The sequence below is a fragment of the Nostoc sp. NMS9 genome, assembly GCF_017114995.1.
In the GTDB taxonomy this organism is placed as follows: Bacteria; Cyanobacteriota; Cyanobacteriia; order Cyanobacteriales; family Nostocaceae; genus Nostoc.
In genome coordinates, this window is the sequence record NZ_JABXKL010000025.1 from 1 (window position 1) to 26,008 (window position 26,008).

Below are 26,008 nucleotides of genomic sequence, written 5' to 3' on the forward strand. Positions count from 1 at the left end.
TAAGTTTTAGCGATCGCTGGTTTTCGATCCGACCTCACAAAATCGCGTTGCTCCCGAATTGTAGAGAAATTGCGTACTCTCTCTGCTGAACAACTCAACGCTTTAGGAATTGACCCAGAAATGTTAGATTAGGAAATATTATTGTCTATCAATATTACATCTTCATATATTTCTGCGTAGGCGTAGCCCGCCGTAGGCATCGCACACCGAAAATCAACGCTAGCTAAATGCACCTCTTCGCCTTTTTCATAAGGATAAAGTACCCAATGTCCTTCCTGATTGCGGCGGAAGCATTCTACACTCATTCTATCTGGTGAAATTAGCACATATTATTGTAGAGATTCTAAGTGTCGATAACTAGCAAATTTCTTCCCTCTGTCATAGGCTTCTGTTGACTCAGAAAGCACTTTGATAATTAAGCAAGGATAGCACTTAAAATATTCAAATTCTTTATCTCGTATATCACAAGTCACCATTACATCGGGATAAAAATAGCGATTTATGACCTCGATTTGTGCTTTCATGTCTAACATATAGACACGGCAACCACTACCCCGGAGATGGTTTCCCAGCAGCATAGATACATTCATGCTAACTGTGACATGAGCATCACTCGCCCCTGTTATTGCGTAGACTTGCCCATCAATATACTCGTGTTTGATTTCACTAAATTTCTCGCCTTCTAGATATTCTTCTGGGGAGATATAGTACTCACTTTGGCTAACGACCATTTTAGTACCTTAGTAGTTTTATCAAACATTTTAACCCATACAACAAATCTAATGAGCAACAGCGCCACCAGTTGGCTTCACCTTTTTCAAGAATAAAATAGCAATTCCACTGAGTAACAAAGCGATACCAATAAAGTAGAAACAATCGTTAAAAGCCATTACAAATGCTTCCCGGCGGACGATGTTAGATATAGATGCGATCGCTTGATTTTGTGCTGTACTTAAATCTGCTCCGCGGCTAATAAAATACTGCGTCATTTGGTCAATTCGCTGTTGAGTTTCTGGGTTATATAAAGATACTCCATCACCCAATCTATTCGAGTGAAATTGCTCTCTATTTGCTAATAAAGTCGCTAAAGAAGCAATTCCGATAGAACCGCCCAGATTCCGCATCATATTAAATAAACCACTTGCTGAACCTGCTTCTTTCGGACTCAATCCAGCAGTAGCGATAGAAGTCAGTGGCACCATAATTAGGGGTTGTCCCATTGCACGCACAAATTGTGACCAACGTAACTGATCTAATCCTGTTTCATTAGTCATTCCTGAGTTCATAAATGCACTGATAGAAAACAAAGTTACACCAACAGCTACAATTAACCGCACGTCAATGCGTTGCATCAATTTTGGGATGAGGGGAATAATAAACAGTTGGGGAATACCAGCCCAAATCAATACTTCACCGATTTGCAGAGCATTGTATTTTTGAATTTGGGCGAGATACAACGGTAAAATATAAATTGAACCATACAATCCTATTCCCAATGACACATTGACAATACTGGCTAAACCAAAGTTCCGCCTAAGTACAAGCCGTAAATTAATAAATGGTTGTTTACGAGTTAATTCTATAAAGAAAAATATCGCCAAAAAAATTACTGCAATTACACTTAAGCGCACAATCAACGCTGAACCAAACCAATCTTTACGGCTACCTTCTTCTAAAACAACTTGCAGGGAACCTAACCCAATAGCCATTGCAATAATTCCCCACCAGTCACCTTGTTTAAGTAAACTGATTTGGGGTTTTTCTTGCTTAATTCCGTACCAAACACCAGCCAGCATTAATGCCCCTGGAATTACATTGATATAAAAGTTGTATTCCCAACCAAAATTTTCTGTTAACCAACCTCCTAAAGTTGGGCCAATTGAGGGTGCAAAAACTGCACTAAACCCAAATGCAGCCAGTCCGACTGATTGTTTTGATTGGGGTAAAGTTGTTAAGACAACTGTCATAGCGGTGGGAATTAATACTCCTCCACTAAAACCTTGTAAGGCGCGAAAGAAAATCATGGAATTAAGATCCCATGCCCAACCACAGCAAATAGAAAAGAAGATAAATAGTGCAGTATTGACTAATAAATAACGTTGCAGAGAAAATACTCGTGACAACCATCCTGTTAGAGGAATTACCACAATTTCTGCTACGAGATACGCCGTAGAAATCCAAGAACCTTCTTCGAGAGTTGCTCCTAAACTTGCTTGAATATCTTGCAGTGAAGCATTAGTTATTTGAATATCCAATACCGCCATAAATGCACCAAGCATACTGGCTAATACCCCAATCCAGGTTTTTAGCGGTACACGCTCTGGTGGTAAAGCAGGATTTTGCCCTTTCTGACGAATTACACCTGTATTAGCCATAATTTTGTTCCAATTTCAAGGTTAAATAACAAAAAACTTTATTATTAAATCTTATATCAGTATGTTCTTTACCTCTGCGTGAGCTTGAATCAGCAACGCTAAAAATTAAAAAATAATTTCTATAGAAAGCCCCATGAAGATAAATCTAAATTTAATTGCGGTTATTTATCTTAAACTTCTTGAGTCGTAATAATCCCCTTTTGCTCATAAATTGGCTGCATTATTTTCCTTAAAGCAGGTAACTGTCTGCTAAAAATAATTGACCCTAAAATACAAGCTATCCCATCAATCATTAAAGTGTTGGGAGCGCCAATATGACTTGCTAATAAACCTCCTAATAAATTACCCACGGGAATCATCCCCAAAAATGACATTGTATATAAGCTCATCAATCGCCCGCGTTTATCGTCCTCAACAATGGTTTGTAAAAATGTGTTGCTAGCAGCAATCTGGAGAATTGTTCCTAATCCAACAAATAACATTGTAAATAAAGAGAGTGGTAAAAATCTAGATAAAGAAAAGGCAATTAGACCAATTCCTAAAATTGCTGGAGCTAGAGCAATCAATTTCCCAATTCCTAAGATTGTTTGGCGGGTAGCTAGATAAATACCACCAGTTAAGGCTCCAACTCCAGATGCCGCCATCAAAAAACCCACACTTTCTGCACCACCTTTGAGAACTTGTTCGGCAATAACGGGGACGAGAATAGTGTTTTGCAGCCCCATCAGGCTGACTAAAGCTGATAGCAATAAAATGGATCGAATAGGTGAGAAGTTAAAGGCATATACAAATCCCTCTTTGACTTTTTGTAAGGGATTACCGTCAGTTACCGAATTTTTCCAAGGTTTAACTTTCATTGCCAATAAAGCGGCGATTACAGCAACGTAGCTCAAACCATCAATTAAAAAACAATAGCCAGTTCCAACCCTAGCAATTAATAAACCGCCGATCGCAGGGCCAATTAATCGCGCACCGTTGAACATCGTGGAATTGATAGCGATCGCATTGGCTAAATCTTCTCTATGTTCAACCAATTCTGGTACAAAAGCTTGACGGGCTGGCGCATCTAAGGCGTTAATAAATCCTTGAAACAAACTCAAGGCGATGATCTGCCATACCTCAATCACTCCAGTTAACGCCAGTGCTGCTAATGTTAACGATTGAATCATCGCCAAGACTTGCGTACCAATTAAGGTACGATACCGAGAAAAGCGATCTACAAATACTCCGCCAAAGGGAGCTAAAAAAAAGTTAGGAATTTGACTCGAAAATCCTACAACTCCTAGCATTAATGGGGATTTTGTCAAGTCATAAACTAGCCAAATCGTGGCAAGTTGCGTCATCCACGTCCCAATTAGGGAAATACCTTGTCCAGCAAAAAATAGCTGGTAGTTTCTTGACCTTAAAGCAGGTAGTAGCGATTTTTTCATCTCAGGCTTGTTTTATACCAATCTGCTTTCATAGATATCATCTCACCTCATCTCTATACGCCTCTCTTTAGATGTAGGAGAAAGTCACAGCTAGAAAGAGGTTTTTCATCTGTTTGCAGGCAATTTCGTATTAATGATGTCCGGTTGATTACTTACTAAACCCCAACAACCCCACCCCGCCAAAGCTACGCTTTGTCTCCCTGCCCCTAATCCCCAGAGGGGGCCCCGAGTTCCCCGCAGGCGGGGAGGGGCTGGGGGTGGGGTTCTTTTATTATGGGTAATTTGGGGGACATGATATTATTTGACTTCCACCGCAACTTCCGCAGACATCCCTGGAGTAATCCGCGATTCATACCCTTGAATGCTCTTTTGATCGAAAACTACTTTTACTGGAATGCGTTGGACAACTTTAGTAAAGTTACCTGTAGCATTATCCGGTGGCAATAAAGCAAACTGAGCGCCGGAAGCTGGCGAAATACTGTCAACACGACCAATAAAGGTATGATGAGGGAAACTATCTAGCTTGATCTCTACTGGCTCTCCTGGGCGCATCTTTTCTAATTGAGTTTCTTTGAAGTTCGCAACTACCCAATAGCTGTTATCCACGATCGCCATTAATGGTGTTCCCGATTGCACTCGGTTGCCAACTTCCACATTTTTTCTACCTACCCGTCCGGCACTGGGGGCGGTAACATTGGCATAAGATAGTTGCAATTGTGCGTCTTTGAGCGATGCTTCTGATTGGGCGATCGCTGCTTTTGCCGCTTCGTATTGACTACGCTTAACTGTGGTATCTTGTCCGCCTGCGGTAGCTTGTTGCAATCCTCCCTTAGAGGCTGCCAATTTAGCTTGGGCATTGGTGACATTTTCTTGCGCTTGTGCTAATTGAGACTGGGCTTTGGCGACACCAACTTTGGCGGAGGCTAACTTGGCTTGGGCTTGTTGTACTCCTTGAATCGCGCCGTTTTTCTGTGCGGTCGCCACATCATAAGCAGCCTTGGCTGTATCTAGTTGCTGACGAGGAATCGCACCTGTTTTATACAATTCGTTGTAACGATTGTAATCTGCTTGGGCTTTTTCCAAATTCGCGTTTGTTTGCGCTACCTGCGCTTGGGCGGCAGGAATCCCAGCTTGGGCTTCTTGTACTGCTGCAAGGGATGCGGGAATCCCAGCTTGGGCTTCTTGTACTGCTGCTTGGGCTGTAGAAATTGCTGCTACTGCACCACTGACATCTCCTTGCGCTTGAGTTGTCTTACCAGTGGTGGTTTGTGAACTTAAAGCAATATTTGCTTGGGCGGCTTGCGCTTGACCACGAGCATTTTCTAAGGCTGCTTGTGCTTGTTGCACCTTACTTTGATAGTCCCGTGGATCTAACTTCACTAACAATTGTCCCGGTTGCACTAGTTGGTTATCATTCACCAGTACTTCACTTATAGTTCCGGGAATGCGGCTACTAACTTGGTGAATGTTTCCCGCAACGGTGGCGTTGTCTGTTTCCTGGTGTGTGGAGGCATATTGCCAGTAGTGATAACCAAAAGTACCTGCGGCGATCGCACCCACGCCTAATCCTGCCAAAATTAAACCAGTCGGTCTTTTCCGCTTCGGTTTCGCTGGAACTTCTTTCTCGATCTCAGGAGTTACAACAGGTGCTTCTGCTGTTGCGGATCTATCTGCGGTAACAGTTTCTAAAGTCTCTAAATCAGGAATCACTTCTTTTTCTAAAATTATGGTCTTGTGTCCGTTGCGTCCGTTAAAGGTATTAGCGCCCATGATTGTTACCTCGCTTGCTCGTTCAATAACTTGATTAATAGTCGTTTATTTAGAATGCGTAATATTCCCTGAAAAAAATCCTTATTTCCTTAGTATGCGTAATATTATCTCAAAATAAATCTTTACACTGCCTCCCCCGGTCGGGTGATTATAAAATTATCTTTAAGAGAGGTTAGCGATCGCCCGATTTAAGATTTGGGAAAACACTTCCCGGTCAGCAAAGGAAATACCATCCATCGCTTCATCACGCACGGCTGCGGCGACTGGCGGCAAAACAGCTTCTAGTTCCTTACCTGCATCCGTGAGCCAGATTCGCCAGATGCGGCGATCGTTAGTGTCGCGTTCTCGACGCACCAAACCGCGTTCTTCCATCCGATCTAGTACGCCTGTTAAAGTCCCTCCCACTTGTTTGAGTTTGTCCCCAATACTAGAAGTAGGTAAACCATCTTCTTGCCAAAGACAGCACAACACCAACCAGTGAAATGGCGTAAGTCCAAAGGGTTCTAGCCTCTCAGTAAACTTGCGACTCAGCAGTTGCGAGACTAATTTGATTCTGTAGCCCAAATTGTATGGTGCCAGATTTTGCTGCCACGACTCTAAAGTTGGGGAGTGATTAGATGTAGAAACCATTATAATAAAATACTTAGTGTACGTACTATTATAACTAAATTAATTTTTTTTAGCAATAGTTACTTTGCATCTGTCTTAGGGAAGAACTTGAATCAACTGGTACTCTTTTACTGTACCAAGAACGTGGTGAGTCCGAGATAATTTAGGGGACTGGTCAGTATAGATCAAAGCATAGCTCAAAGCTGGTACTTGGGAAATAGAAACTACTGCTTGGGGGCGAATAGAAAGATAGAAATTAAGCAGTACTTGGATTTTCTGGTCTATTTGCACAAGGTAGATAGGATGAGATTGGAGAATTGAAGCGATCGCACTTTGTTGTAAAAAAGTTCTTAAAACAGGGTTATAGTCACTTAACAGACCTATACTACCTGTCGTCGCCAAAGTCAGCCAACAGGGAATTAACCATCCTGCAATCCAGTAACGTGCTGTGAGAAACTTCTTGCCAAAGTGGTAACGACTAATCCACACCACAGGTAAAATTAACCAACCCAACCCCATAGCCAAACCAATAGTTGCATCCTTGCGGATATCAGAACTACCACAACTCAAAACAACAATACTTGCTATTACAAGTAAAACACCTAATCCACCAAAGCCATAACTGAGGTTTCGAGGAAGATTATTCCTTGCAAAAAGGTTTAATATCTTATTTTTACTTTTTTGAAGAAGGAATTGTGGGGGAATTCCTGTCTGGTAAATATTGGCTAACCAGCTTAAACCCAGAGATGCCAACAAAGCTATAAACGGATAAAGGCAAAGACTATAGTGAGATAAACGAGTGCTAAAAATACTAAGTTCTACAAATAAAATAAGTGGAAAGCCAACTAATATTAACTGGTAACGAGGAATCGGACGACGGAGAGTTAAAAACAAACCTAAAACTCCGAAAAAAGCCCAAGGAAATGCTTTTAAAGGAATATTCCATACATAGAATAGCGGCCCACTATGATTGTGATCTTCAGAACCTAGTTGCACAACAAACTTGAGCAACTCCTCAAAACTCTGATTTCCGTAGTGCAGCCAGCTTAACCACAGCCAAACACAAGTGGGTATTAAACCTACGAAAAAGCCTAGATATAAAATTGGGTTACTAAGATGACGATGACGGTGATGTTCCCAAATTAAATAAGGTAATAAAGCGATAATTGGTAAAAAAATCATAAAGCTTCTGACTAAGAAGCCTAAACCTAAACTTAAACCAGCGATAAAACTCCAAAAATAGTGATATTTAGGATGTAATTCTGTTTTTAGTAAAGAAAAAATAGCTAAAAATACCAAGAAAATCATCGGTACATCAGGCGTACTTAAGCGAGAGTATTGCAGCCAGAGAAATTCTACACTTAAAATTGCAGTAGCCAGCCAAGCTAATTTTTTGCCTAGCATAATTTTGCCAATTTCGTACACCAGCCATAAGCTAAAAATGCTAGCAATCATACTAGGAAGACGCGCACTAGTATCACTGATACCAAACAACTTGTAGAAAGTGGCAATTAACCAATAAGGCCCAGGTGTTTTATGATGTGCCCTTTCCCAAGGAGCTATCCAATTACCAGAATCAAACATCAGACGGGCACGCGAAGCGTAAAGAGCTTCATCATGTGCCATCAAGCTATTGTGCCCAGAAGTAAATAATAATAAGGGTAGCATCCAAAGGAACAAACTTAAATAGGGTAACGATCCTATCAGGCGGATTTTTCGGCAAATATGCTGCAAAAAGTGTAGTTTATGGAACATTGAATTGATAAAATTGAATACTGCTATTTAGACTCGTTTAAGTATCCTGTTGTTATTAAAATATGTTACATAGTGATTGTTGAAAAATACTTGAAATTGCCACATTTTTCGGAAAAAGTTCTCCAAAACAGAGATTTATGCAGTTAAGACCGAATCAACGCCTGAAATTAGATGACACAGACGATAAGCTGTTCTATGCCTATCCCCGCTTCGTTACCCATGTCGATGAAGGATTTATTCAACAGCTAACGGATTTATACCGCGATCGCCTGAAACCCAACACCCACATTTTTGATATGATGAGCAGTTGGGTGTCTCATCTGCCAGAAGAGATAGAGTTTGACCATGTGGAGGGACACGGACTTAATGGAGAGGAACTAGCGCGAAATCCCTGCTTAAATCATTACTTTGTGCAAAATCTTAACGAAAATCCGCAGCTACCTTTACCAGATGGAAATTTTGATGCTGTTCTCAATTGCGTATCTGTGCAATATATGCAATATCCAGAAGCAGTATTTTCCGAGATTTACCGCATCTTAAAACCTGGTGGTATTGCAATTATCAGCTTTTCTAACCGAATGTTTTTTGAAAAGGCGATTCAAGCTTGGCGGGAGGCTTCAGAAGCACAGCGAGTAGAATTAGTCAAAGCTTACTTTGCGTCAGTTCCAGGATTTACAACCGCAGAAGTTATAGCTCATAAATCAACATTACCGAATTTATTACAGTGGTTGGGTGCAGCTGGGGGAGATCCATTTTATGCCGTTATAGCTTACCGCAGTTAAGTCAAATATTCACTAGTACAATGCCTAAGAGGTTGTTTGAAAAGTGGTTGGCTGTGATTTTTTTGAGTCAGCAGCCCTGTGAAGGTACTTGTATAATTAACGTACCCGCAGACCCACGTCGAAAGCGGATGCCAAGAGAAGCTTTGCTTATTGTTCGTTGTGGACGAGTTGAGATTCAACGCCCCGATAAATTAAGCGTTTTTGGCTATCCTCCTAGCGTTACCCTTTTTGCTGTTGAAGCTCTGGAAGTCCAACCACCCGCAGGACAAGAACCGATTCATTGGCGGTTGCTGACCACACATAAAAAACTCCACCCACAAGGGGATGGAGTTTTTGGGCATGGGGAATTGGGCATGGGGCATAAGTTACCAATGCCCAATCCCCAATGCCCCAAGCGGCGGGGCGACTGCCCCTCTCCACCCACAAGGGGATGGAGTTTCCCGCCGCTTTCGATTAACAAGGCGGCCGCCGCATTCACAATGTAAGCCAATGCATTCACTTAACTTTGTAGTGCGATCGCAAACCTGTTTTCGCTTTAGCGGTTATGCATCTTGCACAAGAACACCGTCTCAGTCTTGATGAAGATGTGAATAATTATCTCACCTGATGGTGTGTTCCTGCGATCGCAATAAGCCTAGTAGCGCAAGGCGGAAGTCAAAAGTCAAAAGTCAGGCATAATTATATTCCGAGCTTCTTGCGCCATTTGAAATGGTATGTTTATTTACGCCATGCTGTACTAGAAGGATTGAATTTACCTTAACAGTTGTTGTTTTTTGAACAGTGACAACAGCAAACACACCATTCCCATTACTACCAACGACACTGAAGAAGCAGATTCTGGGACAGGTTGAGGGTTTTGCACAGGCTGATAATTGATGAAATTTCCTTGAATTGGGCTGAGTGATGCCAAAAGTTGCTCAATATCCTTAGATATATTAGTGTCATTACCAACACTTTTAGAAGAGATGAGGCGGTTAAAGGTTTGGCTACTTGATACATCAAAATCTCCCGTGAACCCAAGAAAATTTTGACCTATTTTACCTATAAGAGAGTCAATCAGATTGTTAACATCAGTCTTGATCCCTTGTGGGAATAAATTTAAACTGCTGATATTGTTGACGTTTCCAATCGTTGTGTTATCAGTCTTTGTTAACCAATTGCCATTACCAATAATTTCATTTCCATTGGTAAAAACCCAGTTACCATTACCAATAATTGTGTTATCAGTGCCGAAGTCCCAATTGCCGTTTCCAATGGTTGCGTTGTCACTGCCGAAGTGCCAATTTCCATTACCTAGTGTTGCATTATTACTGCCGTTGTCCCAATCCCAGTTGCCATTACCAAGGGTTGTGTTACTCTTTCCAAATAGCCAGTTGCCATTACCGATAGTTGCGTTGTCATTATTAAAGTTCCAGTTACCATTACCAATGGTTGCACTGTTACTGCCATAATCCGAGTTAAAATTACCAATAGTCGCGTTATTATTACCAAAGTTCTTATTACCATTCCCAACCGGTGCGTTGCTCTGATTAAAGGTTTGGCTACCTGAATTAGATGTATTGCCAGTGTTACTAAAGGGTATATTGTTACCAAGGACTTCTTTCAAAGGATCGAAAGGCGATTGTTGAAGCAGACTTCCAGCACCTGCGATCGGATTGCTGTTACCTGCAAATGGATTGGTAGCCCCACCTGCAATCGGATTGCTGTTACCTGCAAATGGATTGGTAGCCCCACCTGCAATCGGATTACTGTTACCTGCAAACGGGTTGTTAGCCCCACCTGGAATGGGATAACCACTGCCTGCAAACGGGTTACTACCTCCTGCTAATGTGTTGTCAATACCCTTGAAATAGTTATCACCCAGAACTAACTTTAATCGCTCAAAGATTAATTTCTGAAGCCCACTGCCAGCATCGCCTGCAAACGGGTTAATACCGCCACCTGGAATAGGATTGTTACCGTTACCTAATAACAGATTGCTACCACCCGTCAACAGGCTGCCTTTAGCAGCAGACAAACTGTCATTGGCAGCAAAGGAATTACTGTTATATAGGTTGCTAGCGCCACCTGCACTTAATGGATTAAATCCACCATTTATGGGATTGACAGCAGACGCTTCCATTGGCACTAATTCTCCTATTTTTAGTTAAAAAATTATGGGGTCTTCAGTACTTCTTATACCAATTATGAATTTGCTAAACCCAAAATCTCTCTAAAATAAAGGCTTTAATAATCTTACCGTCAAACTAACAGAAGATATTGCCTAAACCTTTACCTGAGAAGAGTTTTGGGCGTAAAATAGCAAACTAGTACAATAAGGCAGAAGGCACATCAGCGATAATACACGTTTTTCTGGTTTATCGAATAATATGTTTATTTGCGCCAAGTTGTACTAGCATACTATCTACTGAAGAACTCATCATTGTTCTCTTCTATTTATCTGCTGATTTTCGCAAATATTGTATTAAGCGAAGGGGTTTTGTCCACCTGTAGGAAATGGCGAGGTTTGTCCATCAGTAGGAAATGGCGAGGTTTGTCCATCAGTAGGAAATGGCGAGGTTTGTCCACCTGTAGGAAATGGCGAGGTTTGTCCACCTGTAGGAAATGGCGAGGTTTGTCCACCTGTAGGAAATGGCGAGGTTTGTCCACCTGTAGGAAATGGCGAGGTTTGTCCACCACCCACTTCCTTGTCAAGCTTTGAGTTAACTAGCTTGTCAATAGTAGCCCTCAAAGTGAACCCGTCCGGTATTTCAGTTGTGCTAATACCATAGGTCTGGCTGCTACTACCAGTCAAAGGGTCGTAGCCACCACCTGTGGATGGGATACCACCACCTGTGGATGGGATACCACCACCTGTGGATGGGATACCGCCGCCTGTGGATGGGATACCGCCGCCTGTAGATGGGCTACCGCCGCCTGTGGATGGGATACCGCCGCCTGTGGATGGGATACCACCACCTGTGGATGGGATACCGCCGCCTGTGGATGGGATACCGCCGCCTGTAGATGGGCTACCGCCGCCTGTGGATGGGATACCGCCGCCTGTAGATGGGCTACCACCAACTGTAGATGGGTTTACACCGCCTGCAAAGATATTCCAGAAGTTGTCGCCAGCGAAAGGATTACCACCGTAGGGTAAATCAGGCTGACTGCCACCGCTACCGGCACTACCACCAAATGGGCTACTGCCACCTTCTCCATTACCAACACCACTGAATAGATTTTTGACGCCTTCCTTACCGACAACTTCTTCCAAGCGACCGAAGGGTGATTGTCCAAGCGGATTGTTCCCACTAGTAGAGGAGTTACTGCTACTGCTATTACTCAAATCTTCTGCCATTAGGATTAATCCTCTTATTGTTTTGATGAAAATTTTGCTAGATCGCAACATAAAATAGACAAAAATCAAGTGTGCTTTATAACTTTATTGTTGTCTTTTTGTTAGCAGAACTAGTTAGTAGCTATTAGATTATTCGGTTATCTTTGCTAAGTGTAGATAATCTATTTTTAATCACTGCTACTCACACTTACAATGTATATGATTTGATTTTGAAGGACAATGAAAAATATTTTGATGTGTTTATCAAATTTTTAGATATTTGTAGACAATGATTTAAAAAACTTAACTAAAATATTTGGATAATAAAATTAAATTTGGGTTAAACATTATATTGCAATGAATAATCTTTTGATAAATTTACCAAATTTTTAGATATTTAATTTATCTGCATTTATCCTGGGTTCTATCAGTTTTAACCGACGTTGTAGCGCAAGACTGATAACAATAAACAGCACAGTTACTTCCACCCTACAATAGGTAGTTTGGCACAATAAAAGCAAACTGTGTGAAGAAAAGCAAACAAGGTTTAAACGCTTTTTCTGCCTGCCCTGTGCCCCTGCTCCCTGCTTTATCCCAACGATAATTATTTACGCCGACCTAGTTATCTTGCATCATATTAGCACCACTACGAAGTGCAGCGAAAAAAACTTCAGTGCAGGGATTACTTTAGATAAATCAGCAAATTCAATCCGGGAATTGTGCGAGAAAGTGTCCACAAAACTAGGGTGATATAAATTAAACCCAAACTCCATTGATACCAAGCAAGTGCAGAGATAATACCTGGTAAATGTTCATCTCGCAGGCGAATATCATTAAATCCTAATTTAACTAGGTTGTTGAGACTAAAATCATAGTAGTTGAGCCAGTTCCAACGGCGATCGCACAATAAGGGCATATATCGTTCCCGAAATGTCTCATTCCTTGGTATCACTGGTAAACGCCCAATCAATAATCGTAATTGGCGAAATGTACCGTCTTCTGTGAAGTAAGAAACGTCCATTAAGTCGTGATAACGACCTTGTTGGTAAAGTCGGATCAATAAAGCCATTGGGACGGGGACAAGAATTATTAACAGACACCCCAATGTCAGCCAAGGTTGTTCAGCATTGCGAAAGATTGCTAGTAAGCTGAAGAATTCTAAAACGCTAAAACTGACTAATATCGAAATGGTTTCGTAAGATGTGGGAATAATTGGTACGGGATGCAGCCTGCGATAGCGATCCACTAGCCAAAATAGTAAGCCGAAATAAGCGATCGCTAATCCTCCCACGCCAAAAACTAACCAAAAATTTGTCCCATAGCCACTCAACAACAGCAGTACACTCAACGCTAACCAACTCCAAGCTTGTAGTAACCACCCAAATATAGAAAGGGTTTCGCCAACAATTAAGCGATCGCTTAGTTGGGTATATTTTTCTAAATCGATGTCTGCTATGGTAAGTAACTCACTACTGTTGCGAAAGGATTTTACTAGACGACGCTGGGCGATCGCTTCAGCTTGAGTTGTAGAAAAACCCAGATTAATCAAACTTGCAACAGTTGCACTATTAATATTTGTAGCCGTCAGACGATGGCTAAACTCGATTAATCGCAGTCGTTGTTTTGTGTATTCCAGTTCATTAGCATCGGCAACTTGCTGTTGCTGACGAAAATTTTGCCCCAAATTCCGCAAAATATTTTGATTACCTTGCAATGTTGGGATGCAGAACATCTTACCAATCTCACCGGGATTACCTAAAATTTTCGCTTGGTTAGAGTTAAAAGTTAAACCAGATACGTTTAAACAAGCCTCTTTAGAAAACCTGGCATCACTAAAATCTGCTTGGTTCAGAATGTTCGCACCTTGCAAATTTACTAATTGGTTAAACTCCGCTTCTCGGAAGCTTACGCTTTGCTCAAAAATCGCTTCTGTTAAAAGGAGGAACTGATTAAAATCTGCTTTAGTAAACTGGGCTTGATTGACAAAATCCACTTCCGAAAAATCAGTATTTCCTTGCCATTGGACACTACTGAATTTAGCCAACTGTTTAAAAGTTGCTTGGTTGAAGTTGGCAGTTGTCTCAAAGATACTATTTTGAAAATCAGCGAGTTCCCGAAATTTAATTTTTTTAAAATTAGCTTTTTCAAAAAATATACTGCCCTGAAAATTGCTTGGTTGCTGGAAGTTAGCACTGGTAAAACTAACAAGACGAGCAAATCTGGTTTCAGTCCAGTTAGTGGGTTGGAGAAAAGTTGCACCTTGGGCATCAACAGACTGAAGAAAAAATGTATTGGAGAACTTCACTTCGCCGTTGAAGCGAGTTTGCACCAGTGTTAAGACACCACGAAAGACGGCGATTTCACTGGCTGGGGTTGATTCTGTTCCCAGAAGCGATCGACAATCTTTGGAGTTGGGTAAAGCGATTGCGAGTGACTCTAGACAAACGAAGCGCAAACGTTCTAGTTTTTCTTGTTCGGTAGGGGTGAAAATGGGTGCAATGGCTTTTGCATACAATGGTGTTCTTAAACCCAAATCGCTGCCGACAAAATCCCCCAGAATCAAAGCATAGCTAAGGTCTAAACCTAGAGGTTTTGTACCGAGTTCTTTTCGCAGTAGTTGGTAAAAAGCATCACGAAAGTTGGCGTTTTCTGGGCGTAAATCAATCGCCATCTTTTGCAAATCTACGGTCAAATTTCCTTCGCGGATTGTGGGTGTGCGTAGTCGTTCTTGCAATAATTCTAGAGTTAGGGGTGTGCGTTCTGGTTGTGTTTGTGCTGCCCAAGCAGGTAGGGGGAGGAAGAGGAGAAGTAAAACGCAAAGGAACGCCTTCGCGAAGCGTCTCGTAGAGAAGGGAAGCGCAGAGGTACGCAGAGATACTTTTTTGGGTACCTTTGCGTTTAACTTTTGGGTGTATCTGTGTTTAAAAGATAAATTATGCAAATTGTTCGATCATTCATCGCTAATTAGCAGAACAATTTTACCTACCACAGACCCGCTTTCAATCAGTTGGTGGGCTTTAGCTGCTTCTTTTAAGGGAAATTTGTGACTCACATGGATTTTTAATTTGCCTTCATCGATCCAGGTGGCAGATTGTTCGAGAATTTCTGCATGATGGTGGAGACTATCTTGTAATCCTAGCAATGCTGGTGCCAACATGAATTCTAAACCAATGCGGAGGTTGCGAGTTCTAGCAGTTTTCCAAACAGTATTGGCATCTGGTTCGAGAATGGTAACAATATCACCATAAACTCGCACTGCGGGGAAGGTTTTGTGAAAGGTTTCGCCGCCTACGGTATCAAAAGCCAAGTCTACGCCTTCGCCACCAGTCCAATCTAATACCGCTTGCACAAAGTCTGTTTGTTTGTAAAAAATTACCCGATCGGCACCGAGTTTTTTGACAAAATTAGCTTTTTCCTCAGAACTCACTGTGGTGGAAACAGTAGCACCTTTGAGTTTCGCTAATTGAATTGCTACATGGCCGACACCACCAGCACCCGCATGAATCAAAACCCGTTCCCCAGGTTCTAATCGTCCCCGTTCATATAAAGCTTCCCAGGCGGTAATTAATATTAAAGGCGCTGCTGCTGCTTCAGCAAAGGAAATAGAGGCGGGTTTACGTGCCACAAATCGCTCATCCACAACGGTATATTCAGCGTAATTTCCTTGGTGTGCGCCCAAGCCACCATAGCAAAAATATACTTCATCACCTGCGCGAAAACGCTGCACGCCAGCACCTACTGCTTCAACAATACCTGCACCATCACATCCTAAAATTGTTGGCGTGCGATCGGGGTAGAAACTGCCTCGACTACGAAGTTTAGTGTCAATGGGGTTAATGCCAGCCGCCACCAAACGCACTAAAAGTTCAGTATTCCCTACAGGAACAGCAGGGTTTGGCACATCCTGTACTTGTAGAACTTCGGGACTGCCAGCTGCTATCATCAAGACTGCTTTCACAACTCTTTTCTCCTGGTTTTAGATGCACATTCTTATGCAACTTCGTCATAAGAAAGGTAAAAACAATTATGCCAATCGCCAACTGGTGCATTATTATTGCCATCAGCAAATAAACTCACAATAAAAGGGAGTGGCGAGTAGGGGAAACTAATTACTATTAACTCGTAACTCAGCACTTTTGTAAAGTACATATTGACTTATACAACCTGATAGTCGTAAGGAAAAATAATGGCAGATTGGCAAGAAATAACAGGTGGTATCACAGCACCAAGGGGGTATCAGGCGGCGGGAATTACCGCAGGGTTGAAACCTTCGGGGTTGCCAGATTTAGCTTTGATATTCTCAGAGGTGGAAGCGATCGCAGCGGGTGTGTTCACCACCAGCCAAGTGAAAGCTGCCTGTGTAGAATATTGTCGCCAACGTTTGCAAGCCAAACATAGCGCTCGTGCCATCCTCTGCAACGCTGGACAAGCAAACGCCGCTACAGGAACTCAAGGCTACCTTGATACCCTAGAATCTGCACTGGCAATAGCCCAAGCTCTAAACATCTCGTCTGAATCTGTGTTATTGGCTTCCACTGGTGTGATTGGTCAAAGAATTAAGATGGATGCTTTGCGAAGCGGAATTCCCAAGGTAGTAGCAGCACTATCAGAAACAGGCTCAGATGCCGCAGCCGGTGCGATTATCACTACAGACTTGGTAACAAAATCTATTGCCCTAGAAACAACTATAGGCGATCGCTCGGTACGAATTGGCGGCATTGCCAAAGGTTCCGGCATGATTCACCCCAATATGGCAACCATGCTGGCATTTGTGACTTGTGATGCTGTGGTTTCGCCTCACCTTTGGCAACAGATGTTAGCAAGGGCAGCTGATAGAAGCTTTAATTCCATTACTGTGGATGGTGACACCAGCACCAACGACAGCTTAATTGCCTTGGCAAATGGTCAATCTCGCACCCCAGCAATTATAGAATGGGGCGCAGAAGCAGAGAAATTAGAGGCGATGTTAACAGCAGTTTGCCAGCATTTAGCCAAAGCGATCGCTCGTGATGGTGAAGGCGCAACCTGTCTCATTGAAGTGGAAGTTACAGGGGCCCATGATGAAATCTCAGCCCGACAAATAGCCAAAACCATCGCTGGTTCATCCTTAGTTAAATCTGCAATCTTTGGACGCGATCCAAATTGGGGACGCATCGCTGCCGCTGCCGGGCGTGCAGGTGTGCCCTTTGAGCAAGAAAACCTGCAAATTAAGCTAGGGAATTTCTTAATGTTAGAAAATGGACAACCTCTACAATTTGACCGAGCAGCAGCAAGTACTTATTTGAAAAAAGCATCGGTGGGTGCTTATCTGCAACAGGATACGGTGTTAATTTCCGTTAATGTTGGCAATGGTTATGGTGTAGGTAAAGCTTGGGGTTGTGATTTGAGTTATGACTACGTGAAGATTAACGCCGAATACACTACGTGAACTACTCCCAATTGTTTGCGCTGTAGAGACGCGATTCATCGCGTCTTTACCCAAGGATGTGTTGCAATCATTAATTGAATTGGTATCAGAATAGTCTTACAGTTTCTCATGCTGTGGCTGGACGGGGAAAATGGCTAAGAAGCATATAGAACTTAGAAGGAAAAGGTACTTCAAGCTAAGTTCACAAATCGCTCAGTTGGATAATGCACAATTGCATTCTCTGTTTGACAATAGTCAGTCAAATGAGTCGAGCACGGGTTGGGGAATGAATCACACCATCATTCTTGGCGAATCCAAGGTTTTTGTGAAACGTGTTCCGGTTACAAATATCGAATTTGATAACCTGTTCTCCACCAGAAACCTTTATAACCTGCCGACTTACTGTAATTACGGCTTCGGTTCCACTGGTTTTGGGGTCTTCCGGGAACTTGTTACCCATATCAAGACAACCAATTGGGTATTGTCGGGGGTAATTGCCACCTTCCCACTAATGTACCATTATCGAATTATTCCCTTCTTTGGGCGGCGTGCGGATGTCGATAGGTCGCGTCTAAAAGATTATGTGGAGTACTGGGGCAATAGTGCCAACGCCGGGAATTATATGTTAGATAGAGCAAACGCCAACTATGAGTTGGTTCTGTTTCTAGAGTACATACCGCATATTCTGGAAACATGGCTGCGGGAAAACCCCAACAAACTTCAAAAACCCCTGGATGACTTACGCACGACGATTACTTTTTTGAGAAGGAAGGGAATCATCCATTTTGACGCACATTTTCGCAACATCCTCACCGACGGTAAGCAGACATATTTGACCGATTTTGGTTTGGTACTTGACAAGAGTTTTACTTTGACTAAAGATGAAGAGTCTTTTTTTAAGCAAAACACATTTTATGACTACGGAGAAGTCTTGCGGAATCTTGGTCATCTCATTCGCTCATCGTATGATTTATGTTCCGAGAATGATAAACGCAGGATTATAGAAAAATATGGCATAAAAGAAGGCTTAAAACCTTATGAACTGCGCTCTATATTACTCGACAACATCGAGCAGATACATGCTGATGGAGTCATGAAGTTAGATAAGTTTTATGTTGCCAGCATCGTCAAATACCGCAGCATCATTGCGCTGATGCAAGACTTCTTTTCTGATATGTGGGCAAATAACAACAAAGACACGAAACTTCGTCACACAGAACTACGACTGCTGCTTAAAGAGACGGGGTTTCTTTCTGGTGTTGGAAACAGCAGATAGTTACCATCACTGGATAAGAAATACATCTATTTGGGGTGTTTGCTTAAGCCTCCAACTTCCCTAACCTTACCATCTCACTCTCATCGCAGTGCGCGATTAAGTTATAGATATAACATAATAGTTGTTATTTATAACAACTATTATATGACTGACAAATTACTACTAAAATGAAGTTATAAAAGAAGGAAGTAAAAACTAAATGGTTCTTTGTTATTTGAAAATTCTAGATTTGCCATTCTAGAAAATAAGCCTACTGGTTTTCAAACTAATTTAGATATTCAACTGGTTTAAGCTCAGGGATTGTATAATATTTGCTTGGTAATTGATGATCTGGCCATTTTTCAAAATTTGGGACGGTCGCGGCGGAAACTTCTCTACGAAACGCGCAAGGGATACCCTCATAATTTGCTTTGATTTCCACACCCGAAATCTTATTTTCAACTATCAGCATTCGCGCAGCGTTTCTAAGAGTTGTGGAAAGGCTGGGTTGGGCTTGTTCTTCTAAGGCAGTTAAATTCGCTGCGACGGGCGCGCCGGATTTAACTGTCTTCTCGGTTCAATTTTGGAGATACTTATTAGCTAATGCTTTTTCATGCCGCAAATGTGCAACGCCGCAGATAAAGAGCTTTCTTTTTAGACAAATATCAAGTCATTAACAATATTGAAACTACTATTGAGAGATGCAATCACCTCATCAGTCCCAAAGTTAAATTGACCATTGCCATTGCCATTGCCTACTAGAGCAATAAAGTTACTCGAACCTTGGTTAAAGAAGGAATAGTCACTTATGTTACCGGCTAGTTGAATTTTGTCTTCACCAGAGACAAAATCTTTGATGATAGCTAAGTCCTCGAAACCAGAATTGCGATAAAGAACATTGCCCTTTTCTCCCAAAACAAATGTATCCTGAGCAGCACCTCCGGATAAAGTGTCTCGACCGCCGAAACCATTGATTATATTATTTAACTTGTTACCAATAATTGTGTCGTTTTGTTTTGTACCAATGACATTGACAAAATTTTTGACAGTGCCAACGCTATTAACAACCCCTGGAATACTAACGCCAGTCAACGATTCCTTAGATAAGTCAACATTTACAGAAACAGGACTTTCTAGACTTGAAGCATTAATGGTATTGGCGAAACCAACATCTCCTATAACTATCTCAATTACAGTCGGAACGACTTCCCGATCAGTGCCGAGATTTCCTTTTTCGATGCGATCAGGGAATAAAGTAATTGCTTGACCCAAACCAGTGTAATCAAGCGTATCAATGCCATCTCCTCCATCATAGATGTCATTGCCAGCGCTACCGCCTAAGAAATCATTACCACTGCCACCGATGAGTATGTTATTTAGTTCGTTACCAATAATTGTGTCATTTTGATTGCTGCCAATGACATTGACAAAGTTTTTAATGGTAATTGCCTCAGGAACATCAAAAATATCAAATCTTTCTGCACCCAAGTCGATTAAAGATGCTAAATTTGTACCAGAGATATCGATAACATTTATAAAACCTGGATCAGCAATGATGATCTCTGTACTAGGAGGCTTTGAAGGTCGATCGATACCAAGACCACCACCCTTTTCTGTACGATCGGCAAAAAGAGTAATTACTTGACCTAAACCAGTGTAATCAAGCGTATCAATGCCATCCCCACCACTGATAATGTCATTACCAGCACTGCCAAATATTACGTCATTTCCCTTTTCTCCAAACAGGTTATCATTTCCACTGCCACCAAACAGGTTATCGTTTCCACTGCCGCCAAACAGGTTATCATTTCCACTGCCGCCAAACAGGTTATCATTTCCTTCGTCACCGTATAGGTTATCATTCCCGTCATAACCGAACAGATTATCATCGCCCTTGCGACCAAGTAGATTATCATTTCCACTACCGCCCAACAGGTTGTCAGAAAAAGGAGTACCAATTTGTGTGCTCATGATTTATTTTCTCGTTTGATTTACTCAAAATTTAATTTAGCTACGATTAACTTGCGTTGGCAAAGACCCAATCCAACTCCCACAGATTCCAATACGGTTCTGTTAAGGTTTAAGCAGTGCTGGTAGTATAAGGTTTTCGATGTCATTTATACAACCAACCAAATCACAAAAATCGTAGTTTACAATAAGCGCCATGTCCTATGTGCAGTTTACAGAACGTTGTTTGGGGTCGCACCGTTGGAGAATCAACAAGTCAGTGGGTATATTTCCGTGCTATGGGACTGGGTGGGGAGAAGGTGAAAAGTTACAAGCACATAAATGCCTTGATTGTAGCAATGTTCAGTTATTTACGTATTATTAATTGAAGAGTAGCTATAGGAATCCTATTTGATTGTTGAAAAAACTCCGTCCTAAGAGTCGCAAAATCAAAGGTAGTGTGTCGAATAAACCATTCAAACAGTAATGGCTAATGTGAAAATGAAGGAATTAAGGCACAAAAACGCCGAACCCATGTTTTAGCTTGTAACCAAATATCTTCTCCTGACAAACAGCCCGGAATGTTATCTGGCGGACAAAAGCAGCGTGTAGCGATCGCCTATCTCAACAGCTTGAAAATTAAACGTGATTTTTCAGTCGCGGAAGTTGTTCTTGACGCACCCAGAAGAAAACTGGCGTCATAAAAAAATGGTGAGAGAAAGAGGGAGTGGAAGAAGTAGCACATCACGCGCGAGTCTTTGAATTCCATAAATGAACCTCCGAATTCCATAAATGAACCTCCGAATTCCATAAATGAACCTCTGAATTCCATAAATGAACCTCTGAATTCAGTTAATCATCTGACTTTTCACATCATCTGGAAAAACCAACAAAAGACCTAACCCCCTACCCCCTTCCCTTGTAGGGAAGGGGGAAAAGTCAAAGCCCCTCCCCTTTTAGGAGAGAGGTTTGGAGAGAGGTCAAAATATTCAGTTGCACATCGCGTATTAATCCCCAAATACCATGCCAAACCCCAACTTTACAGCTACAAACACATTAGGAAAACCATTCTCCACTACAACCACCAACCGCAGACCTTTCCTAGAAATTAAAGACGTTAGCAAAGTTTATCCTACAAAGAAAGGCCCCTTCACCGTACTCGACGGCGTTAACCTTAACGTTGAACAGGGCGAGTTTATTTGCGTCATTGGCCACTCTGGCTGCGGCAAATCGACGTTACTAAATATGGTATCCGGTTTGAACTTTCCCACTTCCGGGCAAGTCCTACTGGAAGGAGAACCCATTACCAAACCAGGCCCAGACAGGATGGTTGTCTTCCAAAACTATGCCCTGTTACCGTGGCGGACTGCTTTTGAAAACATCTATTTAGCTGTTAACGCCGTTTATCCCAACAAACCACAAGCTGAAAAAAGAGCGATCGTGCGCGATCATCTAGCAATGGTGGGACTGGCTGATGCAATGGAAAAGAAACCAATGTAAATGTCTGGCGGGATGAGACAAAGGGTTTCTATCGCCTGTGCTTTGGCGATTCGTCCGAAAGTCTTAATTTTAGATGAACCATTTGGGGCGCTGGATGCCATCACTAAAGAAGAATTACAGGAAGAATTGCTCAAAATTTGGGGCGATAACCGTTGTACAGTGCTGATGATTACTCACGATATCGACGAGGCACTATTTTTAGCAGATAAATTGGTAATGATGACTAATGGCCCCCATGCAAAAATTGGTGAAGTTATGGAAATTCCTTTTGGTCGTCCCCGCGATCGCAGCCGCATTATGGAAGATCCACAATACTACCAACTGCGTAATTATGCCTTAGACTTCCTCTTTAACCGCTTTGCCCATGATGACGTAGGTTGAGCTAATCGCCATTCATTTTTCCAGAATAATACCAGATGGCAATACGGTTCGGTTAAGAATATTTGTAGGTTGGGTTGAACTTTAGTGTTACCCAACAAACCCCGCAAAATGTTGGGTTTCGTTCCTCAAACGCCACTTGCTTCTCCCTTGGCGCTAGCCTCTCCCTTTGGGAGAAGGGGAGACGCTGCGCGAACAACGGGGGGAACCCCCGCAACGCAGTGGCTCCCCAACCTACACATTTTTATTTTTTGGGCTTAAACGAACCGTATTGTACCAGATGGTTGCGGGAAGAACCCTGCAATCAGTAGGGGCAATTCATGAATTGCCTCTACAACTACGTCCACAAGTTATAAAGTATGTGTAGAGCGAGTATGTTGAGAAAAAATCTGTATGACAAGCTACCCAGAAACCCTAACTAGTAACGAATCTAATGAGTTAATCGCCGAGACAACAAGCATTAACCATCTGGAGGTAATTGAAAATGTCATCGACTCTTTGGAACAAGATGATAGTGCGATGGTTAGCCACACTCCAGAGGGTGGTTATCTCTGGAAGTTTAAGTATGGAAGTGTGGAAGTATTTGTTCAACTCAACGGGACAACCGATGAAGACACAATAACGGTTTGGTCTGCGGTGCTAAATTTACCTGCCAAAAATGAACTTAAGTTGATGCGGTATCTTTTGGAGTTGAACTGCTCTAGTACTTTTGAGGCACGTTTCGGCATTATTGAAAACCGGGTAGTTGTAATATCGACACGCACCTTAGCAGAGTTATCTCCTGGCGAAGTGTCTCGCCTAATTACCGTTGTGGCAACGATCGCTGATAATAACGATGAAGCCTTACAAACTGAATTTGGTGCGACTTAAGGAATTTTAGATTTTAGATTGGGCTATTGCTACATCCGATGCATAGCAATCAGGTTTCAGTGAATCTATCTGCAAAGACTTTTTTCTGTGTATTAATTAAAAAGCGCCTGGGAGTGTTGCCGTGTTTCCACCCCAGGCGGTTTTTATTTTTAACTTGCTCCTCACACAACTAAATAGTATCACTGCTTCAATCAAAAGGCGAGTCTAGTAAGTGACACTTTTAAAACTGCACCGTCAATTGAATTTGGTTTATATTCCCTTGACTTGACCCCATCTGCATTTTGGGTGCAATCGCTCCAGAAAGGCGGTTTGCTTGACAGACTTGATCGCGTCCAGGATATGTGTTGGGCTGCTGATTTCATTACACAGCCGCTTTACTTGGGAATCACAAGCCTTAAAAAGGTGAATTAGGGAGGAGCTAGCCTTTACAAGTCGTAACGTAACTAATTAAATCATTATTAAAGATATATGCATCCCTTAATTAATCGCTGAAACTTTTTAGTAATCAATCAAACTCTCAAATAAATATTAGCACTCAATGCCTGTAAGTGCTAATTTATAGCTGAGGTTTAACGCCTATGATATAGACCAAAACTGCACTTTTTGCAGATGCTTTAGTTCCTTTGCAGATATTATTTTAGAAATAGAAAAAACTAAATATTTCCTGTAAGTAATATAAAATTGGGAGTACTGGCATGAAATACACTTTTGATATTGTAGGAATATCTCCACTTTTGCAGTTTTTTAATCAGCAACAGCAAAATGGGCAAAAACCACCCCAACAAGGTGTAGAATACTTGGGAATGCATACATGTACGCTAGATACGTTTTTAGAATCGGTAGAATCAGTTCCAGCAAAGTGGGATTGGAATTTGGATCAAGTGGTAGATACCGTGATTAAGTTTTGGTTGAATAACTCAGACAGTATTCGTTATTGGAAAGTGCGTTTAAACGATGCTGGTAAGGATAATTTACTAGTCACAAGGTTGGCGGACATAACCGCCTTACAAGCTGAATTTGAATCTTTACTAGATAAGGAGTGGTGAAGAGATAGGTAGAATTGAAAAAGAATTCAGGAGGGGAGCAAGGATTGCTCCGCCTCCAGTCAAAATCAATTATTTACTCTATTATTCTCGTTTTCAAGTACTTTGAGAACTTGGAGATATAAATTTTCTACTCTTTTCGTCTGAACTTCACCAAATGACGCATAGTGAGTTAAGCTAGGAGCGCCATTTACTTCAATAATTGTATAATCTCCCATAGGTGACGTTATATCACTAGCAAGAATATCCACACCTGATAATCTCAATTCCATATCTTTTGTAATATTTACTGCTAATTTTTTAAAATCAGGATGGATATTTTCAGTGAAATCTATTGCCTCACCTCCAGTTGATAAATTTGCATTGTCTAAAAGATAGACTATATTATTCTTAGGTATAATATTACTAAAATTTAGCTTCCGTCTTAGCAAGTTTTTTTTGATTCTGTAATCTTCAAAATCTATAATTTCTTTTCTACCATTTTTGATAAAAGTTTCCTGCTTCTGTTGCATAAGTTGCAAAACAGTAGATTGACCATCTCCTACGATCAATAAGGGAATTCTTTGATATGCCGAAATTACTTCATTATCAAGTACTACAATTCTATAATCATTGCCACTATAGAATCGCTCAACAATAAATCCTGAGATTTTTTGCAAGATTTTCTTAGCTACTTGATAATATTCTTGCTTATTGTAAACCTTAGTAACAAACATTCCTTGACTAAGATTAATCGGCTTGACAATTACAGGAAATCCCAACTCCTTAGCATAATAAAATCCTGCATCTATATTTCTAGGATTAGCTATCTCTTCGCATAATTCGTCACTAAAAAATGTTTTTCCTTCAGTAACCTTATAACCAAATTTATTCAGAAAAAAGTTTGAAACTGCTTTATCTTTAGCTATTGCAACTGAACCAAAAGAATTAATACTAAACCTGGTATTACAAAAAAAGGTTTTATTGCCATTTTTAAATGTAATCAATCCCATAAAAGTACATTCTGGGTCTACTAAAACTACTGCTCCTATTTCCTCTGCTATTTTTTGGATTATTGATGTTACAAATGGTGTTTTCATTATCGATAACTATAATTTTGCCGAAAAAATTTTAACTATTTTGTGGCAATTAGTCAAGAATTTTGAATTTAAACAATTGCACTATATGTTGTCCCTAAAGCTCTAGTTAAAAGCTGAAGAAAAATTTATTTTTGAATATTTCAATAAACTCTGAAAATTTAATTATTCTCAACTAACTATAAAAAATGTAAATGCCTACAATGCAGCTTTACTAATCACACTATAGAAAAATTAAGAGTGTGTACGTGCTGATTAATTCTACGTACGTTATTATTCATTTTCTCTTCAGCTTCTAAATAGTGTGTTTTCAGACATTAATGTTTGTTTTACCACTGATGCGGACTTTACTTGTGTGTATGCATACAAATCATGCAAACCTAATAATTCTCAAACTTTCTGCTTGAACATTGTTGTGTCCTGGAAACAATTGCAAGTTAAGGCTTTGAGATTCATTACCACCTGAAAATTCCAACTTAATTGGTCTAAAAT

The 26,008-nt window shown here is 41.2% G+C and carries 17 protein-coding genes and 2 pseudogenes; 7 read left to right on the top strand and 12 right to left on the bottom strand.

The genetic code is table 11. The annotated features are described in order from the left end of the window. Positions 1–128 precede the first annotated feature (128 nt). The 6 genes and pseudogenes from HWQ40_RS08960 to HWQ40_RS08985 all read right to left on the bottom strand — a co-directional run bounded on the left by HWQ40_RS08960 (position 129) and on the right by HWQ40_RS08985 (position 7,939). Positions 129–731, bottom strand: a pseudogene (locus tag HWQ40_RS08960) (Uma2 family endonuclease). 48 nt (positions 732–779) lie between these two features. Then, a complete protein-coding gene (locus tag HWQ40_RS08965; protein ID WP_292776772.1) occupies positions 780–2,375 on the bottom strand; it encodes a DHA2 family efflux MFS transporter permease subunit in 1,596 nt (531 codons plus the stop codon). Positions 2,376–2,545: 170 nt separating this feature from the next. Then, positions 2,546–3,805, bottom strand: a complete 1,260-nt coding sequence (locus tag HWQ40_RS08970; RefSeq protein ID WP_292776774.1) for an MFS transporter — start codon at positions 3,803–3,805, stop codon at positions 2,546–2,548. A gap of 297 nt (positions 3,806–4,102) precedes the next feature. After that, complete coding sequence (locus HWQ40_RS08975) at positions 4,103–5,575, bottom strand: HlyD family secretion protein (protein ID WP_292776777.1); 1,473 nt, start codon at positions 5,573–5,575, stop codon at positions 4,103–4,105. Positions 5,576–5,737: 162 nt separating this feature from the next. Then, complete coding sequence (locus HWQ40_RS08980) at positions 5,738–6,205, bottom strand: MarR family transcriptional regulator (protein WP_292776779.1); 468 nt, start codon at positions 6,203–6,205, stop codon at positions 5,738–5,740. A 75-nt stretch (positions 6,206–6,280) separates the two neighbouring features. Next, the gene (locus HWQ40_RS08985) at positions 6,281–7,939 is read right to left on the bottom strand and encodes a glycosyltransferase family 39 protein (protein ID WP_292776782.1); all 1,659 of its coding nucleotides are present in this window, start codon (positions 7,937–7,939) and stop codon (positions 6,281–6,283) included. Positions 7,940–8,076: 137 nt separating this feature from the next. Here HWQ40_RS08985 and HWQ40_RS08990 point away from each other — a divergent pair, with 137 nt between their 5' ends. Both HWQ40_RS08990 and HWQ40_RS08995 read left to right on the top strand, forming a co-directional pair. Further along, the gene (locus tag HWQ40_RS08990; RefSeq protein WP_292776785.1) at positions 8,077–8,721 is read left to right on the top strand and encodes a class I SAM-dependent methyltransferase; all 645 of its coding nucleotides are present in this window, start codon (positions 8,077–8,079) and stop codon (positions 8,719–8,721) included. Between the two features lie 20 nt (positions 8,722–8,741). Then, positions 8,742–9,206 (top strand): hypothetical protein, encoded by a 465-nt coding sequence (locus tag HWQ40_RS08995; protein ID WP_292776788.1) that lies wholly within the window; start codon positions 8,742–8,744, stop codon positions 9,204–9,206. A gap of 266 nt (positions 9,207–9,472) precedes the next feature. Here HWQ40_RS08995 and HWQ40_RS09000 read toward each other — a convergent pair whose 3' ends face one another. The 4 genes from HWQ40_RS09000 to HWQ40_RS09015 form a co-directional block, all read right to left on the bottom strand. Further along, on the bottom strand, positions 9,473–10,843 hold the full coding sequence (locus tag HWQ40_RS09000) for a hypothetical protein (protein WP_292776791.1): 1,371 nt from the start codon (positions 10,841–10,843) through the stop codon (positions 9,473–9,475). A 342-nt stretch (positions 10,844–11,185) separates the two neighbouring features. Next, positions 11,186–12,061 carry a hypothetical protein gene (locus HWQ40_RS09005; protein WP_292776793.1) on the bottom strand — a complete coding sequence of 292 codons (876 nt, stop codon included), beginning with the start codon at positions 12,059–12,061 and terminating at the stop codon, positions 11,186–11,188. 661 nt (positions 12,062–12,722) lie between these two features. After that, the gene (locus HWQ40_RS09010) at positions 12,723–14,981 is read right to left on the bottom strand and encodes a pentapeptide repeat-containing protein (RefSeq protein WP_292776795.1); all 2,259 of its coding nucleotides are present in this window, start codon (positions 14,979–14,981) and stop codon (positions 12,723–12,725) included. A gap of 9 nt (positions 14,982–14,990) precedes the next feature. Continuing rightward, on the bottom strand, positions 14,991–15,998 hold the full coding sequence (locus HWQ40_RS09015) for a zinc-dependent alcohol dehydrogenase family protein (protein WP_292776798.1): 1,008 nt from the start codon (positions 15,996–15,998) through the stop codon (positions 14,991–14,993). Between the two features lie 228 nt (positions 15,999–16,226). Between HWQ40_RS09015 and argJ the strand changes: the two genes are divergently transcribed. Both argJ and HWQ40_RS09025 read left to right on the top strand, forming a co-directional pair. Further along, positions 16,227–17,468 carry a bifunctional ornithine acetyltransferase/N-acetylglutamate synthase gene (argJ, locus tag HWQ40_RS09020; RefSeq protein ID WP_292776800.1) on the top strand — a complete coding sequence of 414 codons (1,242 nt, stop codon included), beginning with the start codon at positions 16,227–16,229 and terminating at the stop codon, positions 17,466–17,468. Between the two features lie 130 nt (positions 17,469–17,598). After that, positions 17,599–18,723 carry a hypothetical protein gene (locus tag HWQ40_RS09025; RefSeq protein ID WP_292776802.1) on the top strand — a complete coding sequence of 375 codons (1,125 nt, stop codon included), beginning with the start codon at positions 17,599–17,601 and terminating at the stop codon, positions 18,721–18,723. 633 nt (positions 18,724–19,356) lie between these two features. Here HWQ40_RS09025 and HWQ40_RS09030 read toward each other — a convergent pair. Beyond that, entirely contained in the window at positions 19,357–20,673 is a 1,317-nt protein-coding gene (locus HWQ40_RS09030; RefSeq protein ID WP_292776803.1) for a calcium-binding protein, read from the bottom strand. 999 nt (positions 20,674–21,672) lie between these two features. Between HWQ40_RS09030 and HWQ40_RS09035 the strand changes: the two are divergent. The 3 genes and pseudogenes from HWQ40_RS09035 to HWQ40_RS09045 all read left to right on the top strand — a co-directional run bounded on the left by HWQ40_RS09035 (position 21,673) and on the right by HWQ40_RS09045 (position 24,443). Then, positions 21,673–22,530 (top strand): annotated as a pseudogene (locus HWQ40_RS09035) (nitrate ABC transporter ATP-binding protein). Between the two features lie 390 nt (positions 22,531–22,920). Continuing rightward, positions 22,921–23,397 (top strand): YbjN domain-containing protein, encoded by a 477-nt coding sequence (locus HWQ40_RS09040; protein WP_292776804.1) that lies wholly within the window; start codon positions 22,921–22,923, stop codon positions 23,395–23,397. A gap of 695 nt (positions 23,398–24,092) precedes the next feature. Next, positions 24,093–24,443, top strand: coding sequence for a hypothetical protein (locus tag HWQ40_RS09045; protein WP_292776806.1), 351 nt, complete (start codon positions 24,093–24,095; stop codon positions 24,441–24,443). A gap of 65 nt (positions 24,444–24,508) precedes the next feature. Here HWQ40_RS09045 and HWQ40_RS09050 read toward each other — a convergent pair whose 3' ends face one another. After that, entirely contained in the window at positions 24,509–25,519 is a 1,011-nt protein-coding gene (locus HWQ40_RS09050; protein WP_292776807.1) for a cyanophycin synthetase, read from the bottom strand. Positions 25,520–26,008: the final 489 nt, after the last annotated feature.